This window comes from Raoultella sp. T31 (assembly GCF_002806725.1).
Classification (GTDB): Bacteria; Pseudomonadota; Gammaproteobacteria; order Enterobacterales; family Enterobacteriaceae; genus Klebsiella; species Klebsiella electrica.
Map to the genome: position 1 here is coordinate 179,602 of NZ_PIBO01000003.1, position 22,396 is coordinate 201,997.

A 22,396-nucleotide genomic window follows, 5' to 3' on the forward strand; every position below is an offset into this window, starting at 1 on the left:
GTGTGTAGCCGACTCATCCTGCAGGTTTTATGCCATCTTCTCAGTGCGTGCTGGAAACAGCGTTAAATTTGTTAATATAAAGTTGCAAGATTGTCTTGAGAGGGAAGATAGCAGCATTGATGGGCAAACCGCAGTGGCCTGACGCAAAAAAGCCAATTAAATGTCGAGGATTTGATCGGGGCGACAAAATTGCACTGCGGAGACGCAAAAGTTCACGGCACGCACTACTTTAGTGCGTCAGAAGGCCCCTGCCAGCGGGTAAAGAGATCCTGAGGAAGGGTAATATCGAACTGATCGATGACCCGGTTGACCGTCTGATTAATCACATCATCGAGGGTTTGCGGGCGATGGTAGAAGGCCGGGACCGGCGGCATGATCACCGCGCCCATCTCCGCGGCCTGAACCAGCAGGCGCAGATGCCCGAGATGGAACGGCGTTTCCCGCACGCACAGAACCAGCGGGCGCCGCTCTTTGAGGATAACGTCCGCCGCACGGGTCAGCAGACCATCGGTATAGCTGTGCACAATTCCTGAAAGCGTTTTCACAGAACAAGGCAGGATCGCCATACCGGCCGTCTTAAACGACCCCGACGAGATGCTGGCGGCGATATCGCGCGCATCATGGACCACATCCGCCAGCGCCTGCACCTCCCGCAGGGAATACTCGGTCTCCAGCGCCAGCGTCTGCCGCGCTGCCTGACTCATGATCAGATGCGTCTCGACGGCAGGCACATCGCGTAAAATCTGCAGCAATCGCACACCGTAAATGGCGCCGCTGGCGCCGGAGATACCAATAATAAGTCGTTTCACGATGATTGCCTCTTCCACATAATGGGGCAGACTTTGCCGGATTATAGCACCGGACGCAAGCCTTGCGGCCCGCTAAGCGTCAAGCCGGGCCATCGGGCCCGCAAAGCAAAAAGCCCGCAGTCTGGCGACGGCGGGCTTTGACAACAAAGGTGTGGCTTAGCCTTCGTTATGCATCTCTAAGTTTTCCACTTCGTTCTGACGCTGCACCGCTTTCGCATCGTCATTACGTAAGGAATCGAGATAATCGAGGTACTGCTGGTCTACGTCCCTGGTGACGTACACGCCGTTAAATACCGAACATTCAAACTGTTGAATATCCGGGTTTTCCGCACGCACGGCATCAATCAGATCGTTCAGATCCTGGAAGATAAGGCCATCAGCGCCGATGAGCTGGCGGATTTCGTCCACTTCGCGACCGTGGGCGATAAGCTCGGTTGCCGTCGGCATATCAATGCCGTAAACGTTCGGGAAACGAATCTCCGGCGCAGCGGAAGCCAGATAGACTTTTTTCGCACCGGCTTCGCGCGCCATCTCGATGATCTGCTCCGAGGTGGTGCCACGTACGATGGAGTCATCCACCAGCAGCACGTTTTTATCCCGGAACTCAGCGCGGTTGGCATTGAGCTTACGGCGCACCGACTTCCGGCGCAGTTGCTGACCCGGCATGATGAACGTCCGGCCAACGTAACGATTTTTTACGAAACCCTGGCGATAAGGTTTATCGAGAATTCGGGCAATTTCCAGCGCGATATCGCAGGAGGTTTCCGGAATCGGAATGACCACGTCGATGTCCAGATCTTCCCATTCGCGGGCAATCTTCTCACCCAGTTTAGTGCCCATATTAACGCGCGCACTGTAGACGGAAATCTTATCGATAAACGAGTCCGGGCGAGCAAAATAGACGTACTCAAAGAGGCACGGGTTGCTGACCGGGTTCTCAGCGCACTGGCGGGTAAACAGCTGGCCCTTCTCGGTAATATAGACCGCTTCACCTGGTGCCACATCGCGCAGGAATTCGAAGCCCAGGGTATCCAGCGCCACGCTTTCGGAAGCGACCATATACTCGGTACGGCCATCGCCGACATCGCGTTTCCCCAGCACCAGAGGACGGATGCCGTTTGGATCGCGGAAGGCAACCATCCCGTGACCAATGATCATCGCCACGCAGGCGTAAGCGCCGCGAATCTGCCGATTGGTCGCCGCAATTGCCGCAAAGATATTGTCGGCTTCCAGCGGGTAATGGCGGAAGTTATCCAGTTCGCTGGCGAAAATATTGAGCAGAATTTCAGAATCGGAGGTGGTGTTGATATGGCGGCGTTTTTCTTCAAACAGCTTCTTACGCAGCTCGTGCGCATTGGTCAGGTTGCCGTTATGCGCCAACGTAATACCATACGGTGAGTTGACATAGAAAGGCTGCGCCTCGGAGGCGCTTGAGCTGCCCGCCGTAGGATAGCGAACATGGCCAATACCCATATTGCCCTGCATACGCTGCATATGACGAGCTTCAAAAACGTCGCTCACCAGCCCGTTCGCCTTACGCAAACGGAAACAGTTATTTGCATCAATAGTGATGATGCCTGCGGCATCCTGGCCACGATGCTGAAGCACCGTTAACGCGTCATAAATCGACTGGTTTACCGGCATAACACCGGCGATACCGACAATACCGCACATACGTCTTTTCCTCGTTCAGCCACATCCCAACGCTTATGCTTTGGGCAAGAAACTTGACGAGCTTTGCAGATAGTCAAAAAACCATCTGATAACGAAACTGAACTGCGGGATAAGCTCTGACTTTTGCCAGTCTTCGCTTTTCGCCATACCGGTAAAGCTATCGAGAAAGAACAGAATCGCAGAGACAATCAGCACGCCGCGCAGGGCGCCAAAACAGATCCCTAACACCCTGTCGGTACCCGACAGGCCCGTTTTCTCCACCAGCGCACCAATCACATAGTTAACGATGGCGCCAACGATAAGCGTTACGATAAACAGTATCGCGATAGCAATCCCATTGCGGACCATTTCGTCTTCAAAGCCCGTGAACCAGACAGCCAGGTAAGTGTAGTAATGACTGGCGACAAAGAAAGCGCATCCCCAGGTTACCAGCGATAACGCTTCACGAACAAAGCCGCGGATCAGGCTTACCAGACAGGAAAAACCAATCACCGCTATAATGACGTAATCAATCCAGACCATAAACATCCCACGATTTACGCCCTGTCGTCCGGTTCGGGGCGCATTCTAACAGAAAAAGAAAACGTTTGCGTAGGGATTTCCGTGCCCTACAGAAATAAAAATGGCGCTGAAAAAACATTCAACGCCATGCTGTCTTTCGCCTCCTGAAAGCGCGTCAGACAGGAGCTTTAGCTCTCACCAGCGCGGAGCGGGGCAAGATTAGTTGGGGCTATATCCCATGACCACACCGCTCAGACCGGAGATCTGTTTCAGGTCGCCAAGCTGCCCTTTCAGTTTATCTTTTGACGCGTCCGGGCCGACCAGAATACGGGTAATTTTACCCTGAACCGGCGTCGAAGGCGACGTGTAGACCTTAAAGCCGGAGGAACGCAGCTTACCGACGATTTCATTGACCTTATCCGCATTCTTCAGCGCGCCGAGCTGCACCACATAGGCTTTGCCGGTCGGAGCAGGTATCTCTGCCGGTTTCGCCGACGGCGTCTGAGCAACGGTTTGTTGCTGCGGCTGCGGCTTCTCAACCGGCTTCGGCGACTGGGGCTGCGCTTTAGGCTGAGGCTGAGGTTGAGCCTGTGGTTTGGGCTGCGGCTGCGGCTTCGGCGCGACAACCGGCTCCTGCGCATCATCGAAACTGTTGCTGTTAACCGGGATACGCGACGGATCCAATGACGGCGCAGCGGCATCCCCCGCTCTGACCTCTTCAGCCGCGCCCTCCGGCGGTTGAGCCGGAAGTGCCTGCGTCGCCGCCGGAAGCATATCCGGCTCATCGCGATCGCCCGGTTTTGGCACCAGTGGAATTGCCGCGAACTCGTCCTGATAATGCTTTTTCTGACCGTCAAGCAGACCCGGGAGGATAATCACCCCCAGCGCGACCAGCACAATCGTCCCGACTAAACGGTTCTGAAACTTACTCGCCACCGATTCTCCCCGCCTCTATTTCTTCCATTACATGCGCCACCGTATGGAACGAACCACACACCAGCACCGTATCTTGCGGTCTGGCATCGGCCATCGCCGCATGCCAGGCCTGAGCCACATTGGCGTAAGCTTTTCCTGCGCGCAAATGCGCCTGCAGCTGTTGCGCCGTTGCGCCGCGCGGCCCTTCCAGAGGCGCGCAGTACCAGCTATCCACTTCCGCCGTCAGGTTTGCCAGCGTGCCGGCAATATCCTTATCATGCAGCATACCAACAACCGCCAGCACGCGCCCCGTTTTCGACAGGCTTTTGAGACGTCCGGCAAGCCAGGCGGCCGCGTGAGGGTTATGCGCCACGTCGAGAATAACACGCGGCGCTTCGCTGATTATCTGAAAACGCCCCGGCAACATGGCCTGTTTAATGCCGTCGCGAATCGCCAGCTCGCTCACCTGAAGTCGGCTGGCCCGCAGCGCCGCCAGCGCGGTTGCCGCATTCGGCAACGGGATCTGCGGCAACGGTAAATCCGTCAGCGTTCCCTCCCCGTCGCTGAACGACCACGTCTGCGCATCGGCGCCATAGCGCCAGTCGACGTCGCGTCGCAGAAGCATCGCGCCTTTCCCGGCGGCCACTTCAGCAATGGAATGAGGCATCTCCGGCTCGCCAACAACGGCCGGTTTGCCGACACGGAAGATACCGGCCTTCTCGCGACCAATGCTTTCCCGATCCGGCCCCAGCCAGTCAGTATGATCCAGGGCGATACTGGTCACCACCGCCACATCCGCATCGACGATGTTGGTGGCATCAAGACGCCCGCCGAGACCGACCTCGAGGATCACCACATCGAGCTGCGCCTGCTTAAACAGCCACAGCGCGGAGAGCGTGCCAAATTCGAAATAGCTCAGGGAAATCTCACCGCGCGCCGCTTCAATTTCGGCAAAAGAGGCGGTATGCGCCGCTTCCGGCAGCTCCGCGCCCTGTACTCGCACGCGCTCGGTATAGCGCACCAGGTGCGGCGAACTGTAAACCCCGACCTTGTAGCCTGCCGCCATCAGCACAGACTCCAGCGTACGGCAGGTGGTTCCTTTACCGTTGGTTCCCGCCACCGTAAAGACGAACGGCGCTGGTTTTAACACCGCCATCCGTTCGGCGACTTCGCTCACGCGGGTCAGTCCCAGATCGATGGTTTTACTGTGCAGGTGTTCCAGATAGGAAAGCCACGTAGCCAGGGGCGACGTGGCCTGAGGAATAGGTTCTTTTTCCATGATGTCCGCGAGTATTAACGGTAAATACGCTTCATCCTTCAAACTGCCTCTTGCCGGCAGCGCTCGTCACCCGCGCAGTCCATTGGGCCGGGCCTGACGGGGCTTTAGCCTTGCCGCCGCGCCGCAGTTTGAATGATGGCGCATAGAATTAAAAAAGGGCAGCGCCATCAGGCCTGCCCTCCGAATTATCAGGCCTCTGGTTCCTGATCCGGTGCCGGTGGCACCACCTCACCTTCGTGAGAGGCGTCCTGACTGGGCGCCGGAAGATTCATCAGCTTCGCCAGAATGCTGGCCAGCTTCAGACGCATTTCCGGGCGACGAACGATCATATCGATCGCCCCTTTTTCAATCAGGAACTCACTGCGCTGGAAGCCCGGCGGCAGTTTCTCACGTACGGTCTGCTCGATAACGCGAGGACCCGCAAAGCCGATCAGGGCTTTCGGCTCTGCAATGTTGAGATCGCCCAGCATCGCGAAGCTCGCCGATACGCCGCCCATGGTCGGGTCGGTCAGCACGGAGATATACGGCAGGCCACGCTCCTGCATTTTTGCCAGCGCGGCTGACGTTTTCGCCATCTGCATCAGCGACATCAGCGCTTCCTGCATACGCGCGCCGCCGGAAGCGGAGAAGCAAACCAGCGGGCAATTATCTTCCAGCGCCTGTTCTACCGCGCGCACGAAGCGCGCGCCAACAACCGAACCCATCGAACCGCCCATAAAGGAGAATTCGAATGCTGCTGCGACAACCGGCATCTCGTGCAGAGTGCCCTTCATGACCACCAGCGCATCTTTTTCACCGGTCTCTTTTTGAGCCGACGCCAGACGGTCTTTGTATTTTTTCGAATCGCGGAACTTCAGCACATCTTTCGGCTCGAGCTCGCTTCCCAGCTCCACCAGGGAACCTTCGTCCAACAGGCTATGCAGGCGATTACGCGCCGACATACGCATGTGGTGATCGCACTTAGGGCAAACCTCCAGGTTGCGCTCCAGCTCTGCGCGGTACAGAACCTGCCCGCAGCTGTCGCACTTAGTCCATACACCCTCAGGAATGCTCGCCTTGCGGGTGGGAGTGATATTGCTTTTAATTCGTTCAATCCAGCTCATTGATAACCTTTCTGCCTGAACATGGTCAATGCCAGTTTTGTCGTAAGGGGCGCATAATGCCATTTTTGACCCTTACAGACCATGAATGTTGCACATTAAATCATAACATCCCGTAACATGGGATAAAAAAGTGGTCGTACCGCTCACACTTCCCTCTTCGGGCAACGACGCGCCGCCCGAAGAAGATAAAGGCTGGAGGCTTATTTCGTCTGCTTCGCCGCTGCGCGTTTGTGGCGAATAATTTCAATGACCCCTGGCAGCACCGACAGAACAATAATAGCGACAATCAGCAGCTTCAGGTTTTGCTGAACGATCGGCAAATCGCCGAACAGGTAGCCTGCGTAGGTAAACAGCAGAACCCACAGCAGCGCGCCAACCACGTTATACGCGGCAAAATGACGATAGGACATATGGCCCATTCCCGCCACAAACGGCGCGAAGGTTCTGACGATCGGCACAAAACGCGCAAGGATAATCGTTTTGCCGCCGTGGCGCTCATAGAACGAATGGGTTTTATCCAGGTAGCTGCGACGGAAAATCTTCGAGTTGGGGTTACTGAAGAGCTTTTCGCCAAACAGCCGTCCGATAGTGTAGTTCAGCGCATCGCCGACAATGGCCGCAATGACCATCAATACCACCATCAGATGCACGTTCAGATCGTTCGTCGGCAGCGCCGACAGCGCACCGGCCACGAACAGCAGCGAATCACCGGGCAGGAATGGCGTCACCACCAGACCCGTTTCGCAAAACAGAATCAAGAACAAAATAGCGTAAACCCAGATACCGTAATCGGCAACCAGCTCAGCCAGATGCACATCAATATGCAGGATGAAATCAATTAAAAAGCGAATCAGGTCCATATTGTATGAGTCCTTAATGACACGACACAAAATCGGCCAGGATGCCGTGCGGCGACAAACCGGTCGTTTCCGGCCGCAGAAAAAAATCGCCGACCGGAACGCTCAGATGCAGCCAACAAACAGACAGCCTGAAGGATAAAGCGTTAATGTTAGTCCGCCAGGAACAGCGGGCCCATCGGCATCACCGGCAGATCGTAGCGGGCCGGATAATCCACCGACACCAGATACAACCCTTCTGCTTTTGCCGTCGCGGCGGCCAGCTTCCTGTCTTTCGCCGCCAGAAGTTCTGCAATCCAGCTCTCCGGCTGGTTACCGGCCCCCACTTCCATCAGGCTGCCGACAATGTTTCTTACCATATGATGTACAAAGGCATTCGCTTTGATATCCACCACCACATACGCGCCATACCGCGTGACGCTAATATGGTTAATATTCCGCCACGGCGTGCGCGACTGGCACTGCACCGCGCGAAATGAGGTGAAATCATTTTCCCCCAGCAAACACTGGGCGGCGCGCTGCATCCGCTCCGCATCCAGAGGCTGATGATAATGCGTTACGCCCTGGCTTAACACCGCCGGACGCAGACGGTGATTATAGATGACGTAACGGTAGCGGCGCGCCGTAGCGCTGAAGCGGGCGTGAAAATCGTCCGGGACATGTTTCACCCAGCGGACGGCGATATCACCCGGCAAATTCGCATTGACACCCAGTGTCCAGGCCGCGTCTTTGCGCAGCGCGTGGGTCTCAAAATGCACCACCTGGCCGGTGCCATGAACACCGGCATCGGTGCGGCCAGCGCAGAATACGTTAATCGCTTCATTTGCCACCTGCGAGAGCGCCTTTTCCAGCTTCTCCTGCACGCTGCGAACTTCGTTTTGCCGCTGCCAGCCGTAATATTTGCTGCCGTCGTACTCGATGCCCAGCGCGATTTTGTAGACCGGCTGCTGCTCCATCTCTGACATCAGTACAAATACTCCTGCACCAGTTTCTCAGCGATTTTCACGGCCATCAGCGCGCCGCCAAAGCGCACGTTATCGGCAACGGACCAGAACTGAATCTGTTCCGGCATCCCGTAATCATTGCGCACACAGCCGACGGAGAGCTGCGCGGTACCTGAAGCATCGCCGACCTGAGTCGGGAACTCGCGCTCAGCGGACAGCTCAATATCTTCGCCGCGAGCGAAGGCATCGCGGGCCTCTTCTGCCGCCAGCGGACGCATCGCTTCGAAGTTCACCATCTGCGCATGACCGTAGAATACCGGCGACTGCACGATACTGGCTGAAACCATCAATCCTTCATCCTGGAGGATCTTGCGAACTTCATCGACAATACGGCGCTCTTCGCGCACGCTGCCTTCGCGATCCGGCAGCAGCGGCAGCATGTTAAACGCCAGCTGACGGCCAAAGAAATCTTCCTCATCGATGGGGATACCGTTGAGCAGCTTCGCGCTCTGCCCTGCCAGCGCATCCACGGCTTTTTTGCCGTATGCGGAAGCGGAAATCAGGCTGGTCACGCTAATACGCGACAGGCCGCCCTCATCGATCAACGGTTTCAGCGCCGTCAGCAGCTGACTGGTCAGACTGTTGGGAACGGCGATGACGTTGCGATTGCGGTAATCGGCCAGCACAAACGGGTTCACTTCCGGCACCACCAGCGGCACGTCCGGCTCCAGCGCGAACAGACCGCTGAGATCGATAACCAGACAACCGGCATTGGTCGCATCGTCAACATAGGCCGCGCTCGCTTCAACGCCGGCGGCAAAAAAGACCAGCTGTACCTGGGTCCAGTCAAATACGGCAGCATCCTGCACGATCACTGACTTACCGCTAAAACGCAGGTGCTCTCCCGCGCTCTCAGTGCGCGCCAGCGCATAGATCTCCCCCACCGGGAACTGACGTTCAGCAAGGGTGTCGAGCAGGGCTTCGCCGACGGCGCCCGTTGCGCCCAGTACGGCAATATTCCAGCCTTCAGACATGGTGGTTTACTCCAGAGAAAAGCGACCCTGCAGGAGTATCTAACAGGGTCATTAAGAAGATATTAACGAATGGGGTGATGTACGGCATTAAAACCGAGCTGTCGCAACAGCGTCGCCGTCTGCACATCGCTGCACTGCACGTACAGTGATGACCATTCACGGCGTTCCTGATAATTTTTGCGCAGCTTGTCAAATTCACCCGGTACGCCGGCCACTTTTCGCAGCGGCGCATCATCGCGGCGCACATCATACACCAAATGCACCAATCGTTTCAGCGTTGACTGATCGAGCGCACCGTGCAGGGTGATGCGGCCAAATTCCGGGGCAGGCAGCAGCGTATCCAGCGCCACCTGCTGCGGATGGCCGATAAAGGCGCTGTAGGCTTCAAAAACCTGCGTCGTCCCGCGCGCTTTCCCTTCGAGGGTGTAGCCCGCAATGTGCGGGGTGCCAATATCTACGCGATCCAGCAGCGCAAGGTTCAAATCCGGCTCAGGTTCCCAGACATCGAGCACCACGCTCAACGCTTGCCCGCTTTGCAGGCAGGCCAGCAGCGCGCCGTTATCCACCACCGGCCCGCGGCAGGCGTTAATCAGCACGCTTCCCGGTTTCAGACGGCGAATCAGCGCCTCATCCGCCAGATGCAGGGTTTTATAGCGGCCTTCTTTATATAAAGGCGTGTGGAACGTCAGAACGTCCGCTTCCTCTACCAGCTCATCCAGAGTGCGGAAGTCGCCTTCATCTCCCTGTTCGGCACGCGGCGGATCGCATAACAGCGTTTTGATCCCCAGCGCTTCCAGACGCTTTTGCAGGCGCCCACCGACGTTGCCGACGCCGACGATCCCGACGGTACGATCGGTCAGCGCGAAACCGTCGCGCTCGGCCAGCATCAGCAGCGCCGAGAAAACATATTCCACGACCGCAATCGCGTTGCAACCCGGCGCGGCAGAGAAGCCAATTCCGGCCTGCTGCAGCCACGCCCGATCGACATGGTCGGTACCGGCTGTCGCGGTGCCAACGAATTGAATTGCCTTGCCGGCGAGCAGCGCTTCATTGACTTTCGTGACCGAGCGCACCATCAACGCATCGGCGCCGGTCAGCGCATCGACGGGGACGGGACGGCCGGGGACCGCCTCGACTTCGCCCAGGCGACTAAAAAGCTCGCGGGCATAGGGCATATTTTCATCAACGAGGATTTTCACGGTTCAGTACCTGTCTGAGAACGAGAGTAAACCGGGGAAGTGTGCCATAATCTCGCCGCCAGGAACATCATCACCGGGCCTCTGTACAGCAATACGGAAAGGATTAATATGACGCAACCCGTTTCAGGTATGTCCGCTCGTCCCCCGGGGACCGGCGCTTCCGTCGCCGGAGAACACGCGCTGACCATGCAACAACGTACCGTTCTCGAGCGACTGATTACGCGCCTGGTGGCGTTAACCTCGCAACAGAACGCGGAAGTGTGGGCGGGAATCAAGCACGATCTGGGGCTCAAAGGCGATGAACCGCTGCTGGCGTGCCACTTTAGCGCCGCCGAAAACAACCTGAATCAACGCTTAACCGTAGCGCAGCAAAACCACCATCAGCGCCAGGCTCTGGCGCAGTTAAGCGAGTTGCTGAGCCAGGGAAACAACCGCCAGGCAGTGAGCGATTATATTCGCCAGCATTATGGGCAAACGACGCTGCACGCGCTGACCCAGGAGCAACTGCAAAATGTGCTGCAGCTCCTGCAAAACGGTCAGCTGTCGATCCCGCAACCGCTGCAGCGACCGCCGACTCTGCGCCCGCTGCTGCCCGCGGAGCACAATACGCTTAACCAGCAGGTAAGCCGCCTTGCCGCCGCAACCGGCGAACCCGGGAAACTTATCTGGCAGTCAATGCTGGAGCTGTGCGGTGTGAAAACCGGTGAGCTGATTCCGGCGACCCACTTCACTCCCCTCTCTTACTGGCTACACGCGCGCCAGACGCTGAGCACGCAGTCAGCCCCGACCCTGACCTCCCTACAGGCGGCGCTGAAGCAACCGCTGGAAGTTCAGGAGTGGCAAAAGATCGTCGATTTTGCCGAGCATAACTGGCACGTCACGCCGCAAACGGCATTGAGCGCAACGCAGATTCTGACGCTACTGAATAAGATCTTTGTGCTTCGTGTCGCCCGGGCGCAAGAAACGCTGGCCATCCCCGCGCTGCCTCCGGAACCCTCTTCGCTCACCAGGCGGCTCAAAAAGCCGGGAGTGATTGTTCTGGTGCTGATACTGCTACTCGCTCTGCTCTGGCTGGTGATGTAATTCCGCGTTGCTCGCCGCCTGACAGGGTTATCGCTGACAATAATCTTTAAACTCAAACGCCCGCGCGATGCGGGCGTTTGAGTCTCGACAAGGCCATGACGCCCCCACCCCGGTCCGCACGCCTGGCATAAATTCATCCTTGCGCTCCAGGTCATAGCGGCGCCAGCATGGTTGACCGCACTCCCTCGCCAAAGTGCGGAAAGCGGGTTATTTACGCAGGGAGAACAGCGTCATGAGAATGCCCAGAACCGCGCATATCGCCCCCGCCAAAAAGACGGAAGAGTAGCCCAGCGACGTGGCGAGCAGCCCGGCAAGCGGGCCGGTGACACCGTATGAAATATCCTGAAAAGCCGCATAGCCGCCGAGCGCGGTCCCCCGCACCTGAGCCGGTACGCGTTTGACGACTTCCACGCCGAGAGACGGGAAGATGAGCGAGCAGCCGCAGCCGGTCAACGCCGCCCCGGCCAGGGCAACCCAGGCATCCGGCGCCAGCCACAGCAGAGTCAAGCCAATGGCCTCGATCAGCAGCGACGCCATCGCCACTTTTATGCCGCCGAAGCGGTCCGGCATCCAGCCGAACAGAATACGCATCAGCACAAAGGCACCGCCGAACGCGGTCAGCGTGAAGCCCGCCATCGCCCAGCCGCGGCTGGCGAAATAGAGTGAAACGAAGGTGCCAATCACGGCAAATCCCACCCCTTGCAGCCCCAGGCCGATGCCCGGACGCCAGATCATACCGACGACGCTCCACAACGAGGGCCGCTCTCCCCCGTGCGCCGGCACTTTACTGACCGTGCCGTTGATTGCCAGCGCCAGCAGCGGTAGTCCCATCGTGACGCAGGCGAGAACCGCAACGCCAAAGTGCGAGTAGATAATCAGCCCCAGCGGCGCGCCCACCGCCAATGAGCCGTACATCGCCATCCCGTTCCAGGACATGACCTTGCCTGAACGCGCAGGGCCAACCAGCCCCAGCCCCCAGCTCAGATTTCCGGTCAACAGCTGGCTTTCGCCAAATCCGAGGATCAAACGCCCGAGCACCAGCAGCGCAAATTTCGCCAGCGCGGAAACCGGCAGTAACGCGGCCAGCAGCCACGCCGCCCCGGCTAATGCGCAGGCGAACATGCCCTGCAACACCGAGCGTTTGGCGCCATGCTGATCGGCCAGACGACCTGCATAGCCCCGGGTCAGCACCGTCGCCAGAAACTGAATGCCCACCGCAAGGCCCACCATCGTGTTACCGAAACCCAGCTCATGGTGGACAAAAAGCGGGATCACGGGTAGCGGCAGGCCCACGGTCATGTAGGTCAGAAAAACGGCAAAGGTAATACGAAATAAGGGAATATTCGCTGCAGAGGTATGTGTTGTGTCAGTCGCTGCGGACATGCTTTACTCCAGTTCGCAGAGTAAGGCGAGGTCATAGCCACGCCCCCTCCACCTGATTATCAGGGTTAAGGCGCGTTGGATGACGTTAAACGCTTACGCATTATCGGGGTGATAATGTTTTGCAGCAGTTTGCCTGCAGAGGTCCGGCCCTGTCAAGACGACAAAAAGGGAGCCAGCAGGCTCCCTTTGAACATATCGCTTGAAAAAGCAGCCGCTTATGCTGTGAGTTTACGCATCACCAGCGTGGCGTTGGTGCCGCCGAAACCGAAGCTGTTGGACATCACGGTCGTCAGCGCTTGCTCGGTCGGTTTGGTGACGATGTTCAGACCCGCTGCCTGCTCATCCATCTCTTCGATGTTAATGCTTGGCGCAATAAAGCCGTGTTCCAGCATCAGCAGAGAGTAGATCGCTTCCTGTACGCCCGCGGCGCCCAGGGAGTGGCCGGTCATCGCTTTAGTCGCGGAGATAGCCGGGCTGTGGTCGCCGAAGACTTCGCGAATGGCACCCAGTTCTTTCACATCGCCGACCGGAGTCGAAGTCCCGTGGGAGTTCAGGTAGTCAATCGGCGTGTCGACACCGGCCATCGCCTGTTTCATGCAACGCACTGCGCCTTCACCAGACGGAGCAACCATGTCCGCGCCGTCAGAAGTCGCGCCGTAGCCGACCACTTCCGCATAAATGTGCGCGCCGCGCGCCAGAGCATGCTCCAGCTCTTCAACCACAACCATACCGCCGCCGCCGGCGATAATAAAGCCATCGCGGTGCGCATCATAAGTACGGGACGCTTTATCCGGCGTTTCGTTGTATTTGGTGGACAGTGCGCCCATGGCGTCGAATTCACAAGCCATTTCCCAGCACAGCTCTTCGCCGCCGCCCGCAAAAACGATGTCCTGTTTGCCAAGCTGAATTTGTTCAACCGCGCTGCCGATACAGTGTGCTGAGGTCGCGCAAGCGGAGCTGATGGAATAGTTCACGCCGTGGATTTTGAACGGAGTGGCGAGGCAAGCGGATACCGCAGAAGCCATCGCTTTGGTTACAACGTAAGGACCGACGGCTTTCAGGCCGCGCGGGCTACGCATCGCATCTGCGCCGAACACCTGAGATTTAGAAGAACCGCCGGAACCCGCAATCAGGCCCACGCGAGGGTTGTTTTGATAAACTTCTTCTGTCAGCCCAGCATCGGCGACAGCCTGCTGCATAGAGAGATAAGCATAGATAGAGGCATCGTTCATGAAACGTACCACTTTGCGGTCGATAAGACCTGTGGTATCCAGTTTAACGTTACCCCATACGTGGCTGCGCATACCAGAATCTTTGAATTCTTGAGAGAAAGTGATCCCCGAGCGCCCTTCACGCAGAGATTCCAGGACTTCCTGCTGGTTGTTACCGATGCTGGAAACGATGCCCAGGCCAGTAATCACTGCACGTTTCATTCAATACCTCTGTAAGTCACACTATTTTAAGTTTCGAGTCGCACAATAGCGTACACTTGTACGCCGAACAAGTCCGATCAGCCATTTTGTGTATAAATTTGCGCCCCCAGACACACATCGTTAAGATCGTGCTACGCCTTGAGATTCGAGTAACTTACGTGAAACAAAACGCCATACAACCTGCCAACCTGGAATTCAACGCTGAGGGTACACCTGTTTCCCGAGATTTCGATGACGTGTACTTTTCCAATGACAATGGTCTGGAAGAGACGCGCTACGTTTTCCTCGGCGGCAACCGCCTCAATGCACGCTTCCCGCTCCATCCACACCCGCTGTTTGTGGTCGCCGAGAGCGGGTTCGGCACCGGTCTCAACTTCCTGACACTTTGGCAGGCGTTTGATGTTTTTCGCCGTGATAATCCTGAAGCTACCCTGCAAAGATTACATTTCATCAGTTTTGAAAAATTTCCGCTGACCTCCGCCGATTTGCGCCGGGCCCATCAGCACTGGCCGGAACTGGCACCGTGGGCAGAACAGTTGCAGGCGCAGTGGCCGCCGGCGATCGCTGGCTGCCATCGCCTGCTGCTGGATGACGGGCGCATCACGCTGGATTTGTGGTTCGGGGATATTAATACGCTGACCCACGAGCTTGATGACTCGCTGAATCAGCAGGTCGACGCCTGGTTTCTTGATGGTTTCGCGCCGGCGAAAAATCCGGATATGTGGACGCCTGAGCTGTTCGGGGCAATGGCCCGCCTCGCCAGGCCGGGCGGCACGCTGGCCACCTTTACCTCCGCCGGTTTTGTCCGTCGCGGCCTGCAGGAAGCGGGCTTTACCATGCACAAACACAAAGGGTTCGGCCGTAAACGCGAAATGCTGACTGGTGAAATGACCCGGACGCTGAATATTCCCGCCCGTACACCCTGGTTTGCGCGAACCGGCAGCCAGCAACGCGATGCGGCGATTATCGGCGGCGGTATCGCCAGCGCCCTGCTCGCACTCGCGCTGCTCCGCCGCGGCTGGCAAGTCACCTTATACTGCGCGGATAACGCCCCGGCTGAAGGCGCATCCGGTAACCGCCAGGGAGCGCTCTACCCTCTGCTTAGCCAGCACGATCCGGCGCTGGCTCGCTTCTTCCCGGCGGCATTTACCTTCGCCCGTCGTCTGTATGATGCCCTGCCGATCATGTTCGACCATCAGTGGTGCGGCGTCACCCAGCTTGCCTGGGACGAGAAGAGCGCACAGAAAATCGCGCAGATGCTGGCCCTCGACCTGCCGACAGAGATTGCCGCTGCCGTCAGCGCGCAAACCGTCGCACAGCTCGCTGGCGTGGAAACCGGCTGCGCGGGAATCACCTATCCTTCCGGGGGCTGGCTCTGTCCGCAGCAGCTGACGGCAGAACTTGTAGCGCTGGCGGCGACACGGGGTTTGCACACCCGATATAACGTCAAGGTCGCAACGCTGACTGCTGACCATGACGGCTGGCGGCTCAATGAGCAGCTGCGTCATGACGTGGTGGTGCTGGCAAACGGCCATCATCTGACCGACTTTCCTCAGACTGCACGGCTGCCGGCGTATCCGGTGGGGGGACAGGTGAGCCATATTCCGACCACGCCTGCGCTGTCAGCTTTGCGCCAGGTCTTGTGCTACGACGGCTACCTGACGCCACAGAATCCACGTCATCAGCAGCACTGCATCGGCGCCAGCTACCATCGTGGGCAGACAGAGCCGACCTTTAGCGTCGATGATCAACAGCAAAACCGCCAGCGGCTGATCGACTGCTTCCCGCAGGCAACATGGGCGCGAGAGGTGGATACCAGCGGAAATGACGCCCGCTGCGGCGTGCGTTGCGCCACCCGCGATCACTTACCGATGGTGGGCAATGTACCGGATTATGACGCCACGTTAACGCAGTACGCGACGCTGGCCGAACACAAAACGCTGGCGCCGACGGCCCCGGTTTATCGCAATCTGTTCGTGCTGGGGGCGCTGGGTTCGCGCGGGCTATGCTCCGCCCCGCTGACGGCGGAAATACTGGCGGCGCAGATGAGCCATGAACCGCTGCCGCTGGACAGAGAGACGCTGGCGGCGCTGAATCCGAATCGATTATGGGTGCGGAAACTGCTGAAGGGAAAAGCGGTAAAATAAGCCGGGCGGCAGTGATAGCGGTCGGTTGAGTCAACAGCAGCGCGACATCAGGGGAGACCCGGCGTCGCGCTACCTGGCCGGATTTTCAGGCCCGGCGCTCAGAGGTTTATTGCTTTGCCCGCTGATATAAATTATTCCACATTCCCTGCACCAGAATCTGGTCCGGCGGCGACAGTTCGCCTGCGCCGATCGCTTTCTCCAGGCTATGCATCACCCGCTCGTTGATCGCTTTCGCAGAGTGATCGTCCCCCCCTTCCAGCTCGGCTACCGCCAGCGTCAGGTGGCCGCGCAGATAGCCGCTGGCAAACAGTTCATCATCACTGGCGTGGTCTACCATTTCATCAATCAACGCCAGAATGCGTGATTCAAACTCCGCGAGCATTGTCTTTCCTCTTCTAGTGTCAAACGTGGCGTTATTGCAGGTCTTCCGGCCACGGGAATTGTTCTGCCGTCAGTGGCGGCGTCTGATAATATTCTTGTAACGCGCGGATAAAGCGCGCCGGACGTTCAGGGATCCCTTGTTCCAGCAAGGTCATAACCTGTGCGTGAACCCGCCGCTGAAAGGCAATGCGGTCAGGTTCAAAGTCGCCTTCCAGATTGTCGCAGCTGACGTTAAACGGAAAACCTGCCGCCACGCAAAACAGCCAGTCCAGCGCCTGCGGTTTCACCTCAACATCTTCAAACTGACACTGGGTCATGGCATCACGGCCATCCGGGCAGTACCAGTAGCCGAAATCAACCTGCTCGCGACGCGCTTTGCCCGCGATACACCAGTGAGAAATCTCATGCAGACCGCTGGCGTAAAAGCCATGGGCAAACACAATGCGGTTATACGGCACGTCGCTATCTGCCGGAAGATAGATCGGTTCGTCATCGCCTTTAATCAGACGGGTATTAAAATCATCGGCAAAGCAGCCGTCAAAAATAGCGATCAGCTGCTGATAATGGTGTTGCTGTTGCATTAATGAATTCCCAACCACTGAAGAATTTCAGCACCGTGGCTGTCATAAAGAAGTTTCGCGCTCATCACCGCGGAGACAACCACAATCATCGGACGAATCAATGATTGTCCTTTACTCAGAACCAGCCGCGAACCGGCGCGGGCGCCAATAAACTGCCCCGCCATCATCACGAATCCGGTCGCCCAAATCACTTTCCCACCGATGATAAACAGCAGCAACCCGCCGATATTCGACGTCGCGTTGAGCACCTTGGCGTGAGCGGTGGATTTGGCAAGGTTGAACCCGGCAAGGGTGACGAAAGCCAGCGCATAGAAAGAGCCGGCGCCTGGGCCGAAGAAACCGTCATAAAAACCTACGCAGCCGCCGGCTACCAGGGCAAACGGCAGACCGTACAGACGACGCTGACGGTCTGCTTCACCTAATTTTGGCATCAGCAGGAAATACAGGCCAATGCCGATCACCAGCACCGGCAGGATCTGGCGCAGAATATCGGACTGGACGTGCTGCACCAGCAGCGCACCGGCGGTTGAGCCGATAAAGGTCATCAGGATATTGAGCTTCTGATCCGCCAGGTTCACCACCTTGCGGCGGATAAAATAGAGCGAAGCAGAAAGCGATCCCCCGCAGGCCTGCAGTTTGTTTGTCGCCAGCGCCTGCGCCGGAGGCAGCCCTGCCGCCATCAGCGCCGGAACCGTCAGCAGCCCGCCGCCGCCCGCCAGAGAATCAATAAATCCCGCCAGAACGGCCACAAAAAACAGCGCCACCAGTACCGTCGGCGACACCATAAACAGCTCAATAAAGCTTTCCATTACAGCACATGCTCATCCAGTAGCGCCTGACAGGAAGCCGGCAGCGGAGGCGGCGTCTTCTTCACAGGAGAGGTTGTTCCAGGTTTCGGTGGTTCAAACCAGCTTTGTAGCTCAGCGCCGCAGCCATCGCCTGGCGGCGGTGGCGCCTGTTCTTCGCACTCCAGGCTACCCGCCGGGCAACGCAGACGAACGTGCATATGCGCACGATGCTGGAACCATGGTCGGACTTTCTGTAACCAGGCGCGATCGTTGCCGGCATCCAGGCACAGCTGCTGCTTGATTGCCGGGTTCACAAAAATGCGCGTCACATCCCTGTCTTCTGCCGCCAGTTTAATCAGATGGCTGATTTGCGGGCTCCACAGTGACGGCACGACGTTCTTGCCGTCGCGAGCCACCAGATCCAGCGCCTGGGGTTTCAGGAGCTGCGCTGAACTCCAGCGCGTCTGCGGGAGCTGAAGGAAGATATCAACATCCAGCCCGCTCTGGTGACTGGCATGGCCGCCGTTAAAGCGCCCGCCTGCCGGCATCCCCATATCGCCAATCAGCAGCGTCCCCATTCCCTGACTCTGCACCTGATTACCCAGGCGCTGAATAAACTGGATCAGGTCCGGATGGCCGAAGTAACGGCGCTGGTCGGTGCGCATGACCTGGTAACTGGTCGCACTCAGCGGCAGCGCCTGCGCGCCGACAATGCAGCCGTTCGCAAATGCGCCAATTGACTGCGCGCTGCCGCTAATCGGCTGGGTGATTTTTTGCCACGGCGTCGCCGCAAGGCAGGCAGAGCTGGCCAGGAGCGCCAGCAGAGCGATAACGGTTTTTTTCATCGATTACCAGCGTGGAATTGATGTCGTCACGTCGCCATTTTGCGCGCGTTGACGCATAAAGTGATCCATTAGCACGATCGCCAGCATGGCTTCCGCGATCGGCACCGCGCGGATGCCCACGCAAGGATCGTGGCGCCCTTTGGTGATCATCTCAACTTCTTCACCGTGACGGTTAATCGTATGGCCCGGCACGGTGATGCTGGAAGTCGGCTTCAGCGCGATATTCGCGACGATCTGCTGACCGCTGCTGATACCGCCAAGAATGCCGCCCGCATGGTTGCTCTGGAAACCATTTTTAGTGATTTCATCGCGGTTTTGGCTGCCGCGCAGTTTCACCACCTCAAAACCATCGCCAATTTCCACGCCCTTCACCGCATTGATGCTCATCAGCGCATGGGCAATGTCGGCATCCAGACGGTCGAATACCGGCTCACCGAGTCCCGGAGGCACGCCGTCGGCGACCACGGTCACTTTTGCTCCGATGGAGTCGCCCTCTTTTTTCAGGCCACGCATCAGTTCATCAAGCGCTTCAATTTTATCCGGGTCCGGGCAGAAGAACGGGTTTTGTTCAACCTGTTCCCAGTCTTTGATCGCCAGAGGAATATCGCCCATCTGGGTCAAACAGCCGCGAATCACCATGCCGAATTTTTCCGCGAGGTATTTCTTGGCAATCGCGCCAGCCGCCACCCGCATCGCGGTTTCACGTGCTGAGGAACGACCGCCGCCGCGATAATCGCGCAGGCCGTATTTCTGCTCGTAGGTATAGTCAGCGTGCCCAGGACGGAAAACGTCTTTAATCGCGCCATAGTCCTGAGAACGCTGATCGGTATTCTCAATCAGCAGACCAATGCTGGTCCCGGTCGTCACGCCTTCGAATACGCCGGAGAGGATCTTCACCTGATCCGGTTCACGGCGCTGGGTGGTGTAGCGCGACGTCCCCGGACGACGACGGTCCAGATCGTGCTGCAGGTCAGCTTCAGTCAGCGGAATGCCCGGCGGCACTCCGTCAACAATGCAGCCCAGCGCCAGACCGTGCGACTCGCCGAAGGTGGTGACGCGAAAGAGTTGTCCAATTGTGTTTCCTGCCATCACGGCTCCGTCATGTTTGCGTGTTGTTTTAGTCTTTATAAATGCCGAAATGCGCGCGGGCGGCGATCAGCTGCGCTTTGGTCAGCATGAAGACGCCGTCCCCGCCGTTTTCAAACTCAAGCCAGGTAAACGGCACGTCCGGATACTGCTCAATCAGATGTACCATGCTGTTACCGACTTCACAAATCAGAATACCGTCATCGCTGAGATAATCCGGCGCATTACCGAGGATACGGCGCGTCAGCTTCAGGCCATCGCTGCCGGAAGCCAGGCCCAGAACCGGCTCATGACGATACTCGCCCGGCAGATCGGACATATCTTCTTCATCAACATACGGCGGGTTGGTGACGATCAGGTCGTACTGCACTTTCGGCAGGTCGCGGAACAGATCGGAACGAATCGGCGTGACCTGATGGATCAAACCGTGCGCTTCCACGTTCTGCTCGGCAACGGCCAGCGCATCAACGGAGATATCCACCGCGTCCACTTCCGCTTCCGGGAAAGAGTAAGCGCAGGCGATAGCAATACAGCCGCTGCCGGTGCACATATCCAGAATGTGCTGCGGTTGGTAGTCAATCAGGCCAGCGAAGTGATTATTGATAAGCTCGCCGATCGGCGAACGCGGCACCAGCACACGTTCGTCCACGAAAAATTCATGGCCGCAGAACCAGGCTTTATTGGTCAAATAGGCAACCGGAATACGTTCGTTGATCCGGCGAATGACGCGCTCAACGATGCGGTGTTTCTCGCTGGAAGTCAGGCGTGCGGAGTGCATATCCTCCGGGATATCCAGCGGCAGGTAGAGCGATGGCATAACCAGCTGTACCGCCTCATCCCACGGGTTGTCCGTGCCATGGCCGTACCAGATATTCGCCGCGCTGAAACGACTGACCGCCCAACGCAGCATGTCCTGAATGGTATGCAGCTCATTGACCGCTTCATCAACAAAAATTTTATCCACGCCATCCTCCAGGACACGCTCTACTGTAAATTCGGCGGCTAGTTTGCCACGAAGACGGCGATAAATCAGCATTCTTACGTCGGGCGGGCGGGGAAAAATACGTTTTGCTTGCCTGAACAGAGGCCGAGTCGGGTAAACTAGCGAAAAGAAATGATGAGAGTGGGCAATGAAAAAGAAAACATCGCTAAGCGACGAGGATCAGGCGTTGTTCCGTCAGTTAATGACCGGCACGCGTCAGATTAAACAAGACACCATCGTGCACCGCCCGCTGCGCAAGAAAATCACCGAGGTACCGCCAAAGCGCTTACTTCAGGAGCAGGCCGATAACAGCCACTATTTTTCCGATGAGTTTCAGCCGCTGCTGAATACCGAAGGGGCGGTCAAATATGTTCGCCCGGACGTGAGCCATTTTGAACTGAAAAAACTGCGCCGCGGGGATTATTCGCCGGAGCTGTTTCTCGATCTGCACGGGTTGACCCAGCAGCAGGCGAAGCAGGAGCTGGGGGCGCTGATCGCCGCCTGCCGTCGCGAGCATGTCTTTTGCGCCTGCGTGATGCACGGACACGGGAAACACATCCTCAAGCAGCAAACGCCGCTCTGGCTTGCGCAACATCCGCACATCATGGCTTTTCATCAGGCGCCAAAAGAGTATGGCGGAGACGCCGCACTGCTGGTGCTGATTGAAGTTGAAGAGTGGCAGCCGCCGGAGCTTCCGTAATACGGATGCTCCGGGGGGAGTCAGATAGCCTTCGCCATCTTCAGATTGCAGGGGCTCATCTGCCAGTTGAACTCGCCCTTACCATCGGCATCAAGGGTGACACAGGCAATAGCCGAAGTTGTGAACATCGGGGGAGTCTCCCCCGGGCACAGCTCTGAGACGAGGTACCCCACCAGCGGCAGGTGCGAAACAACCAGCACCGTTGAAACACCTTCATTGTTCAGCGTCTGAAGCCAGGCACTGACCATGCCAACATCGCCACACGGCGTGAGCTCCGGCATCACGTCGACATTCTCGGGCAGGTCCATGCACTCTCTTACCACATCCAACGTCTGTTCAGCACGCAGGTAAGGACTGACAAGAACCCGTTCAATATCCACTTTTTGACCTTTCAGCCAGGTTGCCATCTGACGGGACTCATCACAACCACAAACGGTTAAGGGACGAACCGAGTCACTGGCTGCATCGAGGGCAGCGTCGCCGTGACGCATGATAAAAACTTGCATATTGCACCGCTTTTGTTAACCAGAAGCACCGCAGTCTTACCTGCGTAGATAGCACGCAGTCGACCCGGTGGCCGGGCATTGTGCCTGATTCATCCAACGAATGAAACGCTGTTTTTTACCTCAATGGCGTAAGTATAGTCAATGATTGTTTACAAAACAGCCAGCC

Annotated in this window: 22 protein-coding genes; 3 read left to right on the forward strand and 19 right to left on the reverse strand. The window is 57.5% G+C overall.

What is annotated here, in order from left to right; all coding sequences use genetic code 11:
• Positions 1–224: 224 nt before the first annotated feature.
• The 10 genes from CWM52_RS03455 to pdxB all read right to left on the reverse strand — a co-directional run bounded on the left by CWM52_RS03455 (position 225) and on the right by pdxB (position 10,315).
• Complete coding sequence (locus CWM52_RS03455) at positions 225–809, reverse strand: UbiX family flavin prenyltransferase (RefSeq protein ID WP_100682805.1); 585 nt, start codon at positions 807–809, stop codon at positions 225–227.
• Between the two features lie 156 nt (positions 810–965).
• A complete protein-coding gene (gene purF, locus CWM52_RS03460; RefSeq protein WP_100682806.1) occupies positions 966–2,483 on the reverse strand; it encodes an amidophosphoribosyltransferase in 1,518 nt (505 codons plus the stop codon).
• A 33-nt stretch (positions 2,484–2,516) separates the two neighbouring features.
• Entirely contained in the window at positions 2,517–3,005 is a 489-nt protein-coding gene (cvpA, locus tag CWM52_RS03465; RefSeq protein WP_100682852.1) for a colicin V production protein, read from the reverse strand.
• Positions 3,006–3,203: 198 nt separating this feature from the next.
• Positions 3,204–3,920, reverse strand: a complete 717-nt coding sequence (gene dedD / locus CWM52_RS03470; protein WP_100682807.1) for a cell division protein DedD — start codon at positions 3,918–3,920, stop codon at positions 3,204–3,206.
• Positions 3,910–5,178: a bifunctional tetrahydrofolate synthase/dihydrofolate synthase gene (folC, locus tag CWM52_RS03475; RefSeq protein ID WP_100682808.1), complete on the reverse strand. Its 1,269-nt coding sequence runs from the start codon at positions 5,176–5,178 to the stop codon at positions 3,910–3,912. The genes dedD and folC overlap by 11 nt, the downstream gene beginning before the upstream one ends.
• 188 nt (positions 5,179–5,366) lie before the next feature.
• Complete coding sequence (accD, locus tag CWM52_RS03480) at positions 5,367–6,281, reverse strand: acetyl-CoA carboxylase, carboxyltransferase subunit beta (RefSeq protein ID WP_100682809.1); 915 nt, start codon at positions 6,279–6,281, stop codon at positions 5,367–5,369.
• A gap of 200 nt (positions 6,282–6,481) precedes the next feature.
• The gene (locus CWM52_RS03485) at positions 6,482–7,141 is read right to left on the reverse strand and encodes a DedA family protein (RefSeq protein WP_100682810.1); all 660 of its coding nucleotides are present in this window, start codon (positions 7,139–7,141) and stop codon (positions 6,482–6,484) included.
• Positions 7,142–7,290: 149 nt separating this feature from the next.
• Entirely contained in the window at positions 7,291–8,103 is an 813-nt protein-coding gene (gene truA / locus CWM52_RS03490; protein ID WP_100682811.1) for a tRNA pseudouridine(38-40) synthase TruA, read from the reverse strand.
• A complete protein-coding gene (locus CWM52_RS03495) occupies positions 8,103–9,116 on the reverse strand; it encodes an aspartate-semialdehyde dehydrogenase (RefSeq protein ID WP_100682812.1) in 1,014 nt (337 codons plus the stop codon). Before CWM52_RS03495 ends, truA begins: the two co-directional genes overlap by 1 nt.
• A 62-nt stretch (positions 9,117–9,178) precedes the next feature.
• Positions 9,179–10,315, reverse strand: a complete 1,137-nt coding sequence (gene pdxB / locus CWM52_RS03500; protein WP_165785332.1) for a 4-phosphoerythronate dehydrogenase PdxB — start codon at positions 10,313–10,315, stop codon at positions 9,179–9,181.
• Between the two features lie 108 nt (positions 10,316–10,423).
• Here pdxB and flk point away from each other — a divergent pair, with 108 nt between their 5' ends.
• Positions 10,424–11,398, forward strand: a complete 975-nt coding sequence (gene flk, locus CWM52_RS03505; RefSeq protein ID WP_165785333.1) for a flagella biosynthesis regulator Flk — start codon at positions 10,424–10,426, stop codon at positions 11,396–11,398.
• A 207-nt stretch (positions 11,399–11,605) separates the two neighbouring features.
• Here flk and CWM52_RS03510 read toward each other — a convergent pair whose 3' ends face one another.
• Complete coding sequence (locus CWM52_RS03510) at positions 11,606–12,781, reverse strand: MFS transporter (protein ID WP_100682814.1); 1,176 nt, start codon at positions 12,779–12,781, stop codon at positions 11,606–11,608.
• 215 nt (positions 12,782–12,996) lie between these two features.
• A complete protein-coding gene (gene fabB / locus CWM52_RS03515; protein ID WP_100682815.1) occupies positions 12,997–14,214 on the reverse strand; it encodes a beta-ketoacyl-ACP synthase I in 1,218 nt (405 codons plus the stop codon).
• A gap of 158 nt (positions 14,215–14,372) precedes the next feature.
• Here fabB and mnmC point away from each other — a divergent pair, with 158 nt between their 5' ends.
• The gene (mnmC, locus tag CWM52_RS03520) at positions 14,373–16,361 is read left to right on the forward strand and encodes a bifunctional tRNA (5-methylaminomethyl-2-thiouridine)(34)-methyltransferase MnmD/FAD-dependent 5-carboxymethylaminomethyl-2-thiouridine(34) oxidoreductase MnmC (RefSeq protein ID WP_100682816.1); all 1,989 of its coding nucleotides are present in this window, start codon (positions 14,373–14,375) and stop codon (positions 16,359–16,361) included.
• Between the two features lie 106 nt (positions 16,362–16,467).
• On the opposite strand, the gene CWM52_RS03525 is transcribed toward mnmC, so the two are convergent.
• Genes CWM52_RS03525 through prmB form a run of 6 tightly spaced genes read right to left on the reverse strand, consistent with a single transcriptional unit; the run spans position 16,468 to position 21,006 of the window.
• Positions 16,468–16,743, reverse strand: a complete 276-nt coding sequence (locus tag CWM52_RS03525) for a YfcL family protein (RefSeq protein WP_100682817.1) — start codon at positions 16,741–16,743, stop codon at positions 16,468–16,470.
• A 31-nt stretch (positions 16,744–16,774) separates the two neighbouring features.
• Entirely contained in the window at positions 16,775–17,323 is a 549-nt protein-coding gene (locus CWM52_RS03530; RefSeq protein WP_004865249.1) for an elongation factor P hydroxylase, read from the reverse strand.
• Positions 17,323–18,132, reverse strand: a complete 810-nt coding sequence (locus CWM52_RS03535) for a sulfite exporter TauE/SafE family protein (RefSeq protein WP_100682818.1) — start codon at positions 18,130–18,132, stop codon at positions 17,323–17,325. Before CWM52_RS03535 ends, CWM52_RS03530 begins: the two co-directional genes overlap by 1 nt.
• Positions 18,132–18,956 (reverse strand): penicillin-insensitive murein endopeptidase, encoded by an 825-nt coding sequence (gene mepA / locus CWM52_RS03540; protein ID WP_100682819.1) that lies wholly within the window; start codon positions 18,954–18,956, stop codon positions 18,132–18,134. The genes CWM52_RS03535 and mepA overlap by 1 nt, the downstream gene beginning before the upstream one ends.
• A gap of 3 nt (positions 18,957–18,959) precedes the next feature.
• Complete coding sequence (gene aroC / locus CWM52_RS03545) at positions 18,960–20,045, reverse strand: chorismate synthase (protein ID WP_100682820.1); 1,086 nt, start codon at positions 20,043–20,045, stop codon at positions 18,960–18,962.
• Between the two features lie 28 nt (positions 20,046–20,073).
• Positions 20,074–21,006: a 50S ribosomal protein L3 N(5)-glutamine methyltransferase gene (prmB, locus tag CWM52_RS03550; RefSeq protein WP_100682854.1), complete on the reverse strand. Its 933-nt coding sequence runs from the start codon at positions 21,004–21,006 to the stop codon at positions 20,074–20,076.
• Between the two features lie 166 nt (positions 21,007–21,172).
• Here prmB and smrB point away from each other — a divergent pair, with 166 nt between their 5' ends.
• Positions 21,173–21,724: an endonuclease SmrB gene (smrB, locus tag CWM52_RS03555; protein ID WP_015583758.1), complete on the forward strand. Its 552-nt coding sequence runs from the start codon at positions 21,173–21,175 to the stop codon at positions 21,722–21,724.
• A 20-nt stretch (positions 21,725–21,744) separates the two neighbouring features.
• Here smrB and sixA read toward each other — a convergent pair whose 3' ends face one another.
• Positions 21,745–22,230 (reverse strand): phosphohistidine phosphatase SixA, encoded by a 486-nt coding sequence (sixA, locus tag CWM52_RS03560; RefSeq protein ID WP_015583757.1) that lies wholly within the window; start codon positions 22,228–22,230, stop codon positions 21,745–21,747.
• Positions 22,231–22,396: the final 166 nt, after the last annotated feature.

Coding starts and splice junctions, on each gene's coding strand:
- CWM52_RS03495 (WP_100682812.1), bottom strand. CDS start 9,116: ATGTCTGAAGGCTGGAATATTGCCGTACTGGGCGCAACGGGCGCCGTC.
- CWM52_RS03525 (WP_100682817.1), bottom strand. CDS start 16,743: ATGCTCGCGGAGTTTGAATCACGCATTCTGGCGTTGATTGATGAAATG.
- cvpA (WP_100682852.1), bottom strand. CDS start 3,005: ATGGTCTGGATTGATTACGTCATTATAGCGGTGATTGGTTTTTCCTGT.
- CWM52_RS03535 (WP_100682818.1), bottom strand. CDS start 18,132: ATGGAAAGCTTTATTGAGCTGTTTATGGTGTCGCCGACGGTACTGGTG.
- purF (WP_100682806.1), bottom strand. CDS start 2,483: ATGTGCGGTATTGTCGGTATCGCCGGTGTTATGCCGGTAAACCAGTCG.
- folC (WP_100682808.1), bottom strand. CDS start 5,178: ATGGAAAAAGAACCTATTCCTCAGGCCACGTCGCCCCTGGCTACGTGG.
- smrB (WP_015583758.1), top strand. CDS start 21,173: ATGAAAAAGAAAACATCGCTAAGCGACGAGGATCAGGCGTTGTTCCGT.
- sixA (WP_015583757.1), bottom strand. CDS start 22,230: ATGCAAGTTTTTATCATGCGTCACGGCGACGCTGCCCTCGATGCAGCC.
- CWM52_RS03530 (WP_004865249.1), bottom strand. CDS start 17,323: ATGCAACAGCAACACCATTATCAGCAGCTGATCGCTATTTTTGACGGC.
- fabB (WP_100682815.1), bottom strand. CDS start 14,214: ATGAAACGTGCAGTGATTACTGGCCTGGGCATCGTTTCCAGCATCGGT.
- CWM52_RS03510 (WP_100682814.1), bottom strand. CDS start 12,781: ATGTCCGCAGCGACTGACACAACACATACCTCTGCAGCGAATATTCCC.
- mepA (WP_100682819.1), bottom strand. CDS start 18,956: ATGAAAAAAACCGTTATCGCTCTGCTGGCGCTCCTGGCCAGCTCTGCC.
- aroC (WP_100682820.1), bottom strand. CDS start 20,045: ATGGCAGGAAACACAATTGGACAACTCTTTCGCGTCACCACCTTCGGC.
- flk (WP_165785333.1), top strand. CDS start 10,424: ATGACGCAACCCGTTTCAGGTATGTCCGCTCGTCCCCCGGGGACCGGC.
- truA (WP_100682811.1), bottom strand. CDS start 8,103: ATGTCAGAGATGGAGCAGCAGCCGGTCTACAAAATCGCGCTGGGCATC.
- accD (WP_100682809.1), bottom strand. CDS start 6,281: ATGAGCTGGATTGAACGAATTAAAAGCAATATCACTCCCACCCGCAAG.
- CWM52_RS03485 (WP_100682810.1), bottom strand. CDS start 7,141: ATGGACCTGATTCGCTTTTTAATTGATTTCATCCTGCATATTGATGTG.